Annotated in this window: 12 protein-coding genes; 2 read left to right on the top strand and 10 right to left on the bottom strand. The window is 36.1% G+C overall.

Annotated features, from left to right (window positions below; genetic code table 11):
• Positions 1 to 14: 14 nt before the first annotated feature.
• Positions 15 to 350, bottom strand: coding sequence for a tRNA-binding protein (locus MTX13_RS08825; RefSeq protein WP_250434207.1), 336 nt, complete (start codon positions 348 to 350; stop codon positions 15 to 17).
• Positions 351 to 393: 43 nt separating this feature from the next.
• On the opposite strand from MTX13_RS08825, the gene MTX13_RS08820 reads away from it, so the two are divergent.
• Both MTX13_RS08820 and MTX13_RS08815 read left to right on the top strand, forming a co-directional pair.
• A complete protein-coding gene (locus MTX13_RS08820; RefSeq protein WP_250434206.1) occupies positions 394 to 948 on the top strand; it encodes a thioredoxin family protein in 555 nt (184 codons plus the stop codon).
• Between the two features lie 20 nt (positions 949 to 968).
• Positions 969 to 1,334, top strand: a complete 366-nt coding sequence (locus tag MTX13_RS08815; RefSeq protein WP_250434205.1) for a DUF1801 domain-containing protein — start codon at positions 969 to 971, stop codon at positions 1,332 to 1,334.
• Between the two features lies 1 nt (position 1,335).
• On the opposite strand, the gene MTX13_RS08810 is transcribed toward MTX13_RS08815, so the two are convergent.
• The 9 genes from MTX13_RS08810 to MTX13_RS08770 all read right to left on the bottom strand — a co-directional run bounded on the left by MTX13_RS08810 (position 1,336) and on the right by MTX13_RS08770 (position 12,621).
• Positions 1,336 to 1,887, bottom strand: coding sequence for a YfiT family bacillithiol transferase (locus MTX13_RS08810; RefSeq protein WP_250434204.1), 552 nt, complete (start codon positions 1,885 to 1,887; stop codon positions 1,336 to 1,338).
• A 321-nt stretch (positions 1,888 to 2,208) separates the two neighbouring features.
• The gene (locus tag MTX13_RS08805) at positions 2,209 to 3,630 is read right to left on the bottom strand and encodes a DUF1254 domain-containing protein (RefSeq protein WP_250434203.1); all 1,422 of its coding nucleotides are present in this window, start codon (positions 3,628 to 3,630) and stop codon (positions 2,209 to 2,211) included.
• A 12-nt stretch (positions 3,631 to 3,642) separates the two neighbouring features.
• The gene (locus MTX13_RS08800; RefSeq protein ID WP_250434202.1) at positions 3,643 to 5,358 is read right to left on the bottom strand and encodes an alkaline phosphatase family protein; all 1,716 of its coding nucleotides are present in this window, start codon (positions 5,356 to 5,358) and stop codon (positions 3,643 to 3,645) included.
• A gap of 46 nt (positions 5,359 to 5,404) precedes the next feature.
• Entirely contained in the window at positions 5,405 to 6,223 is an 819-nt protein-coding gene (locus MTX13_RS08795; protein WP_250434201.1) for a hypothetical protein, read from the bottom strand.
• Between the two features lie 3 nt (positions 6,224 to 6,226).
• Positions 6,227 to 7,612: a DUF1254 domain-containing protein gene (locus tag MTX13_RS08790; protein ID WP_250434200.1), complete on the bottom strand. Its 1,386-nt coding sequence runs from the start codon at positions 7,610 to 7,612 to the stop codon at positions 6,227 to 6,229.
• Between the two features lie 31 nt (positions 7,613 to 7,643).
• Positions 7,644 to 10,064 (bottom strand): arylsulfatase, encoded by a 2,421-nt coding sequence (locus tag MTX13_RS08785; RefSeq protein ID WP_250434199.1) that lies wholly within the window; start codon positions 10,062 to 10,064, stop codon positions 7,644 to 7,646.
• A 19-nt stretch (positions 10,065 to 10,083) separates the two neighbouring features.
• Positions 10,084 to 11,154, bottom strand: coding sequence for a hypothetical protein (locus MTX13_RS08780; protein ID WP_250434198.1), 1,071 nt, complete (start codon positions 11,152 to 11,154; stop codon positions 10,084 to 10,086).
• A 133-nt stretch (positions 11,155 to 11,287) separates the two neighbouring features.
• Positions 11,288 to 11,848: a TetR/AcrR family transcriptional regulator gene (locus MTX13_RS08775; RefSeq protein WP_223033989.1), complete on the bottom strand. Its 561-nt coding sequence runs from the start codon at positions 11,846 to 11,848 to the stop codon at positions 11,288 to 11,290.
• A gap of 62 nt (positions 11,849 to 11,910) precedes the next feature.
• Entirely contained in the window at positions 11,911 to 12,621 is a 711-nt protein-coding gene (locus MTX13_RS08770) for a porin family protein (RefSeq protein ID WP_250434197.1), read from the bottom strand.
• Positions 12,622 to 12,713: the final 92 nt, after the last annotated feature.

Below are 12,713 nucleotides of genomic sequence, written 5' to 3'. Positions count from 1 at the left end.
AAAGAAGTCCATTATCAGGAAACTATTGAGCCATTTTTCACCTTACTTTCCGGGTTTAAAAGTATAACATCAGAGCCATTAACCGCTCCAAGTAGTAAACATTCACTCATAAACTTGGCTATTTGTTTTTTGGGAAAGTTAACCACTGCGACAACCTGTCTATTAAGCAAGTCCGTTTTGTTATATAAGGTTGTGATTTGTGCTGAAGTTTTTTTTATACCCAGATCACCAAAATCTACAGTTAATTGATAAGCTGGTTTTTTGGCTTCAGGAAAATCGTGAACTTCGGTTATTGTTCCCACACGAAGATCTACTTTTGTAAAATCCTCAAAATTTATTACATTATTCATGCTATAAAATTACATTATTTAATAACAAAGCAAAACCAAATTTATGTCATTAACACCTTCAAATATGTTGCCTTTAGGTACAACAGCTCCAGAGTTTACATTACAAGACACCATATCAGGAAACAACTATAGTTTAAATGAGTTAAAAGGAATAAAAGCCACCGTTATCATGTTTATCTGCAATCATTGTCCGTTTGTTAAACATGTAAACCCACAACTGGCTCAACTAGCCCGAGATTACAAGAGTAAGGGTGTTAATTATATTGCCATTTCCAGTAACGATACCGAAAACTATCCTGAAGATGCACCCATACATTTAAAACAACAGGCAATAGATAATGACTTTAAGTTTCCATATTTATACGACCAAACCCAAGCGGTCGCCAAAGCCTATGATGCTGCATGCACTCCAGATTTTTATGTTTTTGATGCCGAATTAAAATTAGTTTACCGTGGCCAATTAGACGATTCCAGGCCCGGAAATGGCAAACCATTAAATGGTAGCGATTTACGGTATGCTTTAGACTGTATAATAGAGCAAAAAGAAAACACGCAAACCCAAAAGCCTAGTATGGGTTGTAATATCAAGTGGAAATAACGCAACTTTAAACTTATCTTTTGAGTCAGAACGCATCTTTTTATTTTAAACAAGAGGAATCAAACAAAAGCTGTTTGCTTACGCTTCGTGATATTATTTTAAAACAAGATGAAAACGTAACAGAAACCACAAAGTATGGTATGCCTTGTTTTTGTTATAAAACCAAAATGTTCGCCTATCTATGGACAGATAAAAAAACGGGGGAACCTTATATCTTATTTGTTGAAGGCAACCATCTTGATTTTCCAGAATTGGAAAGTGGTAATCGTTCGCGAATGAAAATTTTTAGAATTAATCCTAAATCGGATTTACCAATAAAGACAATTAACGCACTACTTAATGCTGCTTTAGATTTATATAGAAAAGGAATTATTATAATAAAATAACTTAAACCCAACCTTCACGCTTTATTAAATTTTCGATATGCGCATAATGGTGATTGCAATGCCAAGCATAAATACCAATATTCTTTTTTAAAACAACTTCCTCGTTATGCTCTGGATGAATGAAGGTACGGTTTAATTCAGCGTCACTCAAACCCTTCAGCAGATAAACCAATTTGGCATGCACGGCTTTTAAATGGAGTAATGACATGTCAATAGGCCCTGTTTTAGAATCAAACAATTCGGCCCAAAGCGCTTCATAGTAATATTTTATAACTGGATTCTCTTCGGTTAATGCCCATTTAAAACGAATATAACTGTGGTGATGGCTATCAGCCACGTGATGAACTACTTGCCGAATAGTCCATCCTTCTGGTCGGTAGGGCGTATCTAATTGTTGATCAGTCAAACCAGCCGTTAATTGTGTTAATCGTTCAGGAAACGTTTCCAAAACCGTAATCCAATTTTCAATTTGCGTTTTAGAAATTACATCTGGGCATTTAAAATGACCTATAGGATACCTCAATTGCTCGAGTTGCTTGCTATTCAATACCATCTGTAATGATTAGGTTTTAAAATCGTTTAATAATCTCTAAAAATCATAAAAGTAATCCAACTTAAAAAATTTCAATATAAAAACCTTATAGAATATAAATTATTCAGTAATTTCTAAAATAAAAAAGCCCAACAAAATGTTGGACCCTTCAGCTATTAATCATTGTTGGCTGGCTAGTAAGCTTATAATTATCTTTTTAAATGCACTTAACGACATCTTTTCCTTGGTACGTCGCTGTTAATAATCAACTTATTTTTATAAATATAATCTTGTTTTTAGACCTAAAAAAAGAATTCATCTTTGCTTAATTTAACTTATTAGTTAATTTGTCTTTTCTACAGCAGGTGGTGCATATAATGGGTCAAGCGCATTTGGATCAGGCCAGTAAATGCGTGACTGTAATGAAAACTTTCCATCATGTGCTGGCAGCCAATTAGATATTTTATCTTCTCCAGGATTGTCTTTCTGGATATAAACATCCAAAGAACCATCGTCGTTATATTTTAAGCCTTTGGTATTACTGCTTATTATGTAGCGATTGATTTCATTCTCTATAAGCAGTTGTTCAGGTAGTTTGTACATGGTTAGCGACCAAAACGCTTTGGCAGGAGGCAATTCATCGGCATTAAAATGCAAGATATAGTTGTATTTAGATCCGTCGAGTTCCTCACCATCTGCATCAAAAGTAGTTTCGGGATAGAAAGCTTCTTCCAAATCATTTCCATAAAGCCCAAAATATGCTGCTGCTGCTCTTCTCAAATATTTTCCTTTCATGGCTTCCCTTGTTCCAAAGGAACCAGAAATCAATTGCCAACCGTCTTTTCTCATACCTAACTTTGTTGACTCCTCTTTTATTTTTTCCATCCCTGATTGTACGCCTTCATTTATTGCTGCAAGAACTTCAGGTTCAATATCATCAGAGTTAAACAGTTTTCCAGATGCTATTCCAATTTTTGCAAACCGTTCAAACATTGCTTCTTCATTAGGATGAATAGGTCCTTGAGTCATTAAAGCATTTAAATAACTAATGAAATTTGCATCGGCTGCTTTCTGTGGATTGTATGGTGGAAAATCAGGATTTGGAGGCATAACTGTTGCTGAAACATTACCCAGATATTCATTGAGCGACAATACTTTATAAGCTGTCATCATTTCCTGTGCGTTTTCAACATCATCGGGACCAAAAACTTGAGTGCGCCCAAGTGCTAAAAGGTAATTTCCTTCAGAATGAATGACCTTGTTAATTCCTTCTGGAGTTTCACCTTTCCAATTTGGACCAACAAACATATAATTTCCTGCATCAAAACCTGTTTTACGGGTACCTACATAGTCTATATTGTGAGTATACATGTCAATGATTTGGAATGAATAGTATCTTCCATTGGTAATAGCAGGAACTTCCATAATTTGAGGTTGATGTGATAAATCAAGCCATACAGAGGAATAAAAAGTATCATTATTAGGTCGAACAATAATAGTGTCTTTTGGTCCATTCAATGTTGCATTATTCGAAAGCGTATTAAATGGTCCTGTATATAGCCCTGATTCTTCATACATAGTATAGGCAAACATCATTTTGTAATGTTCTATCATAGGATAAGCATAGATGTATGCTTCTTCAGCAATTTGTTTGGTTTCTTGAAGAGTTAAATCTTGTTTTTTATTGTCGCAGGAATTTGTTCCTAACATAATTGTACCAAACAAAAAAACGGTGAATAATGTTTTCAGTTTTACAGTTTTCATTTTATACTATTTTTATTTTTTTAATACTTCTATTAAAGGTTGTCCAGATGCTGCAGAGGGTATTTTGATTTTAAGATAATTTGATAAAGTTAATGCGACATCAACTGTTTCAACATTTCTAAAAATATTTTGATGTTTTAGACCATTTCCAGCAAAAATTACTGGTACAGACGTATCATACTTCCAAGGCGAACCATGTGTACTTGCCACAGTTAAACCATCAAAATCATTGATGTACCAATACGGTTCTGTTACAATGAATATTTCGCCTGATCTTTTAGGGTTGTAATTTCTTAACACCGACCTATTCAGTTCAGTATCGGCAAGCTTACCTTCCAATAAATCAATGGATGCTATGGCGAAGGCTATGCCTTCTTGATTTTGAAGTTCGTATGCCAGCGTTCGGGAAACTTCATTGACATCCAAATTATATTTATTAATAACGTCGGTGTTTAAATACACATAAGGATGAAAATAACCTGAAACAATTTTTTCGGTTAAATTGAACTTTTTGTTCATTACCTGACTTATGGCTGTTGTATCAACACTGTTAATATCAAAATAACCTGCGTCAATACCAAAGTTCTTTAATCGTTCAGGGACATCAGGGCCACCATGATCGGCTGATAATACTATGAGTACATTATCCAGCCCAATTTTTTCGTTCACAAAACTTATGAGATTGGCAAGTGTTCTATCTAATCTTATGAGATTGTCTTCGCTTTCTAAACTTGCTGGACCAAAAGTGTGGCCTATATAATCAGTAGATGAAAAACTCACCGATAAATAATCAGTAATATTATCACGGCCTAATTGTTCAGCTACAATCAATTCTTTCGCAAAATCTAAGGTTAATTCATCTCCAACTGGGCTAAGTGTTAAAAATGTAGTAAAATATTTATTATCTAAACCTCCGAAATTATGTGGGAATACTACACCATATCCAGGAAGATTTGTTTCATAAGGCATATCATCTTCTTCACCATGAATATAGGTTGAAATATCATGTGTTAAATTCCAACTGGTATTGGCATACGCTTTATACTTTTCTTTCTTGTTCCATTTGTTTACCCAATCTGGATAGTCATCATAATAGTAAGTACTTGTTGCAAATTGACCAGTGGCCTTACTAAACCAAAATGCTTTTCCTGCATGACCAGCCATAGGTATTGCACCACGATCTTTAACCGAAACACCAAATATTTTTGATTTGCCATTGGTGAATAAAGCTAATTCATCTGAAAAAGTTGTTGAAATTAAAGCCGAAGGAGATCTCCCATCAGTTGAAGCAGCTGCTTGAGTGGGATCTATTTCAGTAGTCTTGTCCACTCCTTTACCTGAACCAATTAAGGGGTAACGGTAATCCTCCACGTTGTAAACCGATTGCTTATGTTCTTTATCGTACCATAAATTACCAATCATGCCATGTTCAGAAGGGTCGGCACCTGTGGCCAACGTTGAATGACCTACGACTGTTTCTGTATTGGCATGTCGATGATGTGCATTTTCATACACAATGCCTTGATTATATAAATATTTAAATCCTCCATCAGGTAAACGATCTAGAACCGTTTTGGGTAAATCGGCCCTTAATTGATCTACAGTTATCTGCAATATCAATTTAGGATTTGAATCATTTTGCGAATAAGTGTTTAGAGAACCAATAAATAAAAAGACAATGAGTCCTGAAATGATTTTTTTAGCCTGTTTAAAATAATGTATACTCATAATATTTTTGAAATTATAGGTTCGTTAACTACTTTAATCACTAGTGTTATTCAGGATTACTTTCTTTTGATTTAAAAATGCTTTTAGGTAGCATCACTTGAACCTGAACACGCCATTGCCATTCTGGACCAAAATCTGGTCTTACTATATTATAATACAATTGGGTTTGTAAATTAAGGGGTAGTTTTCCTCCAAGCATCACTAATTTACCGCCGCCTGCACCAATTGGTACAATCCATCGGTCGTCGCTTTCTGCTTTCCAATCTGCTGTTATAATTGGTGCGCTATTGATGTACCAACCATTGCCCATTTGTTTTACCAAAAATAAATTCAACAGCATGTGATTTACATCATTTGCTTCAGATTCGCCTGCAAAGGACCATGTATTATTTACAAGAGCACCAAATGTCCAGTCACCAGGTTGAGCTAAAGCTACAATAGATGGTCCAACACTCCATTTATCTGTACCGCGTAAACTTCCTCCAGTTGGAATTTCTAGTACAGGACCTATTCCCCACATAATGCTTTTACTTTCTGGTACATAAAAGGCAGTAAAAACAATATCGCTTAATCCAGGCGTCAACTTTCCACTTTCACTGCCAAAGTCTGGTATATTTACAATTGGAAAGATAGTACGCGTTATAATTTTTCCGTCAGCAAAAGGAATTACGGGTTGAATGTTTAAAACATTAAGATTACGATTGTATTCTCCATAATTCATGTTCAGGTTGTTCTGAAAAGGAAAACTAATTAAATCTGCTAAAGGATTTGCAGCTGCTGTTGACAGTTGCTCCGCTGATTCTTGAGCACTAACGCTTAAAGCTAAAAACAACACCAACAGTTTTGCTATCAATTTTTTTTTCATTTCTTAATTTTTTACCATAGGTGGATTCACCCATTCTCCTGATAAGGTCTCAGGTTTCGGCAAATACAATCGCATTACAACTGAAAATGGTCCTTTGGGTGCAGGCAACCAATTAGGTTCTTTTTCTTTGCCCGGAGATTCATTTTGAAAATAAAGGGTAAGTCCTCCGTCTTCGTCAAAAACAAAATCGTCCATCATGGGTGAATTGAGCAGATAACGGTTAAGTGGGTTCTCCACGAGAAGGCTCGCCGGAAGCTCATACATGGTTAAAGACCAAAAGGCATCAACAGGAGGTAATTGTCCCGGTTCAAAACGAAGGGTGTAGTTATTGGCACCGTTAAGGGGTTCATTTTCCGAATCGACATAATAGGTTGGGTAAATCGCTTCTTCGGCACTCGCTCCCCATATTCCCACTACAGCAGCTATCATCCTGTAGCTGTAGTTATTGTTAAGGTGTTCCCTGGTGCCAAATATTTCTGCCGACCCTAATTCTCCGGCTTCTGCTTGCGTTTTAAGAGCCTCAAAGTCAGCCCAGGAATCGGCAATCCCTTGTTTTATTGCATTTTGAATTTCCGGTGAAAAAGAGCCCCATTTGAATTCTTTTCCAGCTCCAATCCCTAGTTTAGCAAAGCGTTTCATTAATTCTTTTTCTGAAGGATGGGTAGGACAGAATTGCAGAAGATAGTTCAACTGCTCAAATACCTTTGGAGACGCTTTGATTTCATCCTGCGTTAAAGGTTCGATGAATTGAATTTCCGGAGCTGCCTCTGGTACGGGTAAATCAAGAAAAGAAGATAGCGGTTGAAGCTTATACTCCGACTGAATTTGCTTAACATTGTCGAGATCTTCGGGATTGAAAAGTTGTGTTCTGTACACTGCCAACACCCATTCGGTTTCGGCTTGAATCAACTTTTCGATGCCATCTGGTATTTCACCTTCCCATCCCGGGCTGGCAATAAGAAAATGACCGCCATTATTGCCCACGGTTCGGGTGCCGATAAATTCAAAGTTATGGGTGTACATATCAATAAGCTGTACACTGAAATAACGCCCTTCTTCAATTTCAGGAACTGTAAGAACTATAGGTTCTGAACGCAAATCCAAGGCAGCAAAACTATATGGCGTATCGGAATTTGCAGTCTGTATCGTACGGTCTTCATGAGTATATACCCTCGCCATATTGATAACTGTATTCCAGGGGCCTTTGTAGTCTGAACTGTTTGTGTCGATGAAGTAATTGTAAAGCCCTCGATAATGGTCGACCATTGGATTGGCATAAGTATAAGCCTCTTTGGCAATTTCTTTGGCTTCGTTAGCTGTTAGTTTTGGTTCTTCTATACAGGAAGTCAGTACTAGCAAGATTGCCAATAATAGTAAATTGGTTTTCATTTTGATTGGTTATATATTCATATTTAATTTTTTATTCATCAATATACTTTATATTAATTTTTTCAATTTTACCGTTAAAGCGGAACGGCGCTCGGTCAAAGTAATCCAAAGATACAGGAGAACCTAAATCAACACCTACATCAAAAGTTTCTGAAGCCGTATGCAATGCAGGAACAGACCTTTCAATACGCCCTTGCCCTATTTTCTCACCATTTATTTTTAACGTAAGAGTAGCTGGTGCCATCCGTTCTTTTGAATCGTATTTGGTTTCTACCTCAATCTTTACTTTGCCAGTTGGAATAGTTGATTTGGACGCTATTTTATATCGGTTTAGAGTCATCGCATTGTATTCTGCCTTTAAAAAACCCTTATCCATATAGACCGTAAAACCAGAGGAAATACCACCCAAAGCAAAAAGAACGCCTTCTGTATTATTACTGATTTCAGCATCAATAATGGCTAAAGTAGAACGTCCACTGACAAATTTAGGAGCCATAGCTTCTGGGATACGGTCCTGACCTTCATAAAACGACCATTCTGTTAGTGGAGAAGAAGGTAGTTCGCTTGGGCTGTAAAAAGCGGTATAAAATGAAGCTCCAATTGGATACACAAGATTATCAGTTGCCTCTTTGTCAAATATAGCCTTCAGCTCTTCAAGCTTTTCTGGGTTTTTATCTGCTAAATTTTCAGCTTGTGAATAATCTTCATTCAAATTGTAAAGTTCCCACTCCTCTTTTTCAGGCTCCCAGTTTATAATACCTGTTGGGTCTGTTGACCAAGGCATTTTAGGACCAAATGTTCCTGCGAACCATCCGTCATGGTAAATACCTCTACTGCCAAGAATTTCAAAATACTGTACACCTTTAGTAGTTTTTGCATCTGCATTATCAAAGGTATAAACCATGGATGTTCCATCCAGTGGTTGTTGTTCTACACCGTTTACAATTTTAGGCGGTGTAATGTCTAAAATGTCGTAGATGGTAGAAGCAATGTCGTTCACATGATGAAATTGCGAACGTACTTTACCGTCATGCTTTATTTTTTTAGGCCAAGAAATGACCATGGGAGTTCGTGTGCCACCCAAGTGAGCAGCTACAAGTTTTGTTCCCTGAAAGGGTGATGCCCCTGCATAAGCCCATCCATGGTGATACATGATATCTAGTTGTGGCCCACCTAAAGCTTCCATGCCTCCATAATCGCGATTAAGCACTTCCAATTGTTGTTCGGTAGTAGAAGGCATGGCATTTTGTGCCAATAGCTCACTAATGGTACCATTCATTCCCTCGGCTGAAGGACCATTATCAGAGTTGATATAAATGATTAAAGTGTTTTCCAACAAACCTTGTTGCTCTAATTCATCGACAATTTTTCCATATTGTGTGTCAGTATGCTCTAAAAAGCCCGCATAAATTTCCATCAAACGACTTTGGAATTCACGTTGGGATTGAGGCACGTCATCCCATTTTTGCATACCTTTTGCCAATGGGTTTAGTACAGCATCTTGTGGAATCCAACCCATATCTTTTTGTTTCTCAAAAGTCATGTCGCGCAATGCTTCCCAACCTTCGTCAAATTTTCCGTCATATTTATCTGCCCATTCCTTAAAAATTTGATGTGGGCCATGAACGGCTCCAGGGGTGAAATAAAGGAAAAATGGTTTATCGGGAGTTACTGTTCTGTTGGTTCGCATCCATGTAATGGCTTTTTCTGCCATGTCTTCCGTAAGGTGATAGCTTGGATCATGAGGAGGCTCGATAGGATTGGTATTTTCAAACAAACGTGGTTCATACTGTGAAGTTTCACCTGCAAGGAAACCGTAAAAGTAATCAAATCCTAATCCTGTAGGATAACGGTCAAAAGGCCCCAGTTTGGTTAGATCTGTAATAGGCGTGTTATGCCATTTACCAAACGCTGCTGTGTTGTACCCATAATAAGACAAAACTTGGGCAAACGTAGCGGTGGATTTTGGTATTTTGCCTAAATACCCATCCCAGTCTGATGCCAACTCGGCTATTTGACCTGCCGCTACTCTATGATGATTGCGACCTGTGAGTAAGGATGCCCTTGTTGGTGAACACATAGCAGTAGTATGAAAAGCATTATAAGAAATACCTGTTTCAGCCAAACGCTCCATAGTTGGTGTGTGAATGGGGCCGCCAAAGGCACTTGGATTGGCAAAACCAGCATCATCAGTCATAAAAATTACAATATTAGGAGCGTCTGCTGGTAAGTGATTTTCTGCTTGCCGCCATTGATGTTTAGAGTCTGCCAAAGTCTTTCCTGTGACACTAGAAGAAGCAGGTTCATCAAATGGTAAAACAGCTCCTTCATGCTCGGTTTCCATTACCTTATTCTGCTCATGGTTTTGCTCGCAAGCAAAGAATAGGCTAACAATTACAAATAAAATCCAAGTTAAGGGATTGTTGTTTTTTGTTTTTAAAAGAAGATTCATTTTTTATCAAGTTAAGTTTTTATTGATTTCTTTTGGAAAACCAGTTTTTTCCTTTAATGCCAAACCTATAGTTTAATGAGAATAAACCTGCTGTACGATCTCCAAGGAATTGCGCTTCGGCCCTTACTTGCCATCGGTAATTTATTTGCCACTGCGCCCCAATTAGCATGTTCCAAGGGTTGTTTATTTTCTTATCAAAGGAATACCGGATGTAGCCATTGTTAACAGAATCTTGTAGATTCTCAAGACCATTGTTTAGCTTGGTATAAGGAATATAATATTTAAGTTGATCCGCTGGGCTTAAATTATCATACCAATCATTTAAATTGGTAATCATTTCATCAATTCGTGCTGGGGCATCAGGCGCTAATTCAGTTGCTCTTATAGAGCCTACAGTTTCACTATTAAAATTAGTATACATCGCTCCAGCCCATAGCGTAATATTCATTTTAGGATTATTCTTGAACTTAAATACAGGACCTGTTCGCAGTCCGGCAATGGACACTTTAGCAGGGTCATCTAGTCTAGGGTTAAAGCTATAAGTTTGGTTTGCGTCCAGCGAGATAAACAATGGACCTACCGCTCCTGCGGCCATCATACCATAACCAACGTAGGTACCACTAACTTCGGTGGTGACGCTCAATGGTATCGGGTCTATGAGCGTAACGCTTATATCGGCTTTTTTGGTTTTTCCAACAATACCGTAGACATTTAAAAAAGGTAGAACCCACGTATCAAATCTTAAATTATAGGTCGAGGTTTGTGCAGTAATATCTTCAAAGGTCACAAATTCGCTTAGGTCAATCATTTCTGGATTGTCAGGACTATTTACATTGCCAAACCCTAATTGCATATTGTCAAGTGATAAATATTGAGTGCCAACAAGTGCGTTAAACATAACTCCTATAGGTAAGGGCATCCTTACTTTGGTATTATGTGCTTTATCCCCAAGAATTGGTAAAATGTAAGGATAGGGTTTACTAAAAAAAATCGAATCGGTTCTCGACATTATTTTAAGATCATCTTGAGCATTCGTATGATAAACACCAAAAATTATAAAAATGAATAGGGTAAATAACTTTATTTTCATGTACAATAAGTTAAAGTTTTTTTGACTGACGATAACAAATTTACTGAATTAGGACAAAGAATTTTAGACAAGGGTGTCAGGTTCCGGTAATAATTAATTCGAAACCAATTTAAAGGCTTTAGAAAGGAAACTATCAGCTTCTGTTTTGCGGATTGTTTTGATATAAACCGATAGTGTTATTCATAATTTCTTCAGCTAAAGAATTTAGGTAATCAACACTGAAATCGGAAAAATTCAATTTTGAGTACCACGCATCTGTTAGCGTATTATAAAATTGATGAATTTCTTTGTCAGTAAAATTTCCGCCAAAGTGAGGTTTTATTAATGGTAATAATATTTTAATCGAGCTTTGATTAAAATTACTATATACTTCAAAAAATTCTTTAATATGCGCGTTACGAAGCAATTGCTGATGAAATCTGACAGCCATCTTAAATCTGAACATAATCTTGTAAAGATCTGGCATTAATATTTTTAATTTTACTATTTCTGATTGAAAATTTTCATTCAGGCGAGAATGTTCTTTTAAAAGTTCTTCTATCAATTGCTCTTTATTATTAAAATAGTAATAAAAAGTTGCTCTAGGAAGGTGATATTTTTTAGATAGTGCCTTTAAACTGAAATTAGGTCCATTAATTGCAAATTCCTCATAAGCAGCATCAATCCATTCTATATATTTTTTATTTCTTTCCATCACAAATTTGTTATCAGTAAATACAAAAGTGTAGAACCAAATTTACTTTATGGTAAATAGTATTATTCATTTTTTTTTACAGATTCACTTTTTTTTCCAGCTCCAATAGGAATGTTAACTTTTAAAAATAGTGAATTGTTCTTTGTACCGCTTATGTCTTTATAAACATCAATTAAACCAAAATAATATTTAGCACCAATAGTCATGCCTTTACCTTTACCTATATTGTAGCCAAGACCAAAAGTAAAACCTGCATCAAACTTGTTGATCATATCTTTATTGAATTCTTTAATTTTTGCTTCTTTACCACCCTCATCAGAATTATATTCTATCCAAGATTTATACATTAATCCAAATTGAGGTCCACCTTCAACATACATATAATTATCAAACTTGTATTTTGCGAGTGCTGGAACTAAAAAATAATTCATTTTTTGACTGTAATCACCTTTTTCCTCGTAAATGGTGGCATCAAGCAACTCAAGATCAGCTGTTGTTAGCTTATGAAGTCCCAAATTAGATTTTGCCAAAACACCTGTATAGAGATACCACTGATTCTTCATTCGGATATCAAAATAAAAACCAAGATTCCATGTTGCCAAAGATTTAGAACTATCTAAATTGGAAATATTCGACCAATTAAAGCCTGTTTCTAAACCAAACTCCAGACCATCAGAATTTAATTTATCTCCTAATAATAACGAAATTAATATTTGAGATTGAGCTGTTATACCTACTAGTAAGAAAGTAATAATTAAAAAGTATTTTTTCATATTAAAAACATTAAGATTCACAGAATTCGTATACAAAAATCAAACAATTTATGAATGTTTTAAAGATCGTGTTCTATTCACTAAAATAGTTA

Source organism: Hanstruepera flava (assembly GCF_023634025.1).
Lineage (GTDB): Bacteria > Bacteroidota > Bacteroidia > Flavobacteriales > Flavobacteriaceae > Hanstruepera > Hanstruepera flava.
Note: the sequence above shows the minus strand (reverse complement) of the source record. Positions and strands in the feature narration are given on the sequence as shown.

Coding starts and splice junctions, on each gene's coding strand:
- MTX13_RS08780 (WP_250434198.1), bottom strand. CDS start 11,154: ATGAAAATAAAGTTATTTACCCTATTCATTTTTATAATTTTTGGTGTT.
- MTX13_RS08820 (WP_250434206.1), top strand. CDS start 394: ATGTCATTAACACCTTCAAATATGTTGCCTTTAGGTACAACAGCTCCA.
- MTX13_RS08790 (WP_250434200.1), bottom strand. CDS start 7,612: ATGAAAACCAATTTACTATTATTGGCAATCTTGCTAGTACTGACTTCC.
- MTX13_RS08800 (WP_250434202.1), bottom strand. CDS start 5,358: ATGAGTATACATTATTTTAAACAGGCTAAAAAAATCATTTCAGGACTC.
- MTX13_RS08810 (WP_250434204.1), bottom strand. CDS start 1,887: ATGGTATTGAATAGCAAGCAACTCGAGCAATTGAGGTATCCTATAGGT.
- MTX13_RS08770 (WP_250434197.1), bottom strand. CDS start 12,621: ATGAAAAAATACTTTTTAATTATTACTTTCTTACTAGTAGGTATAACA.
- MTX13_RS08805 (WP_250434203.1), bottom strand. CDS start 3,630: ATGAAAACTGTAAAACTGAAAACATTATTCACCGTTTTTTTGTTTGGT.
- MTX13_RS08775 (WP_223033989.1), bottom strand. CDS start 11,848: ATGGAAAGAAATAAAAAATATATAGAATGGATTGATGCTGCTTATGAG.
- MTX13_RS08825 (WP_250434207.1), bottom strand. CDS start 350: ATGAATAATGTAATAAATTTTGAGGATTTTACAAAAGTAGATCTTCGT.
- MTX13_RS08795 (WP_250434201.1), bottom strand. CDS start 6,223: ATGAAAAAAAAATTGATAGCAAAACTGTTGGTGTTGTTTTTAGCTTTA.
- MTX13_RS08785 (WP_250434199.1), bottom strand. CDS start 10,064: ATGAATCTTCTTTTAAAAACAAAAAACAACAATCCCTTAACTTGGATT.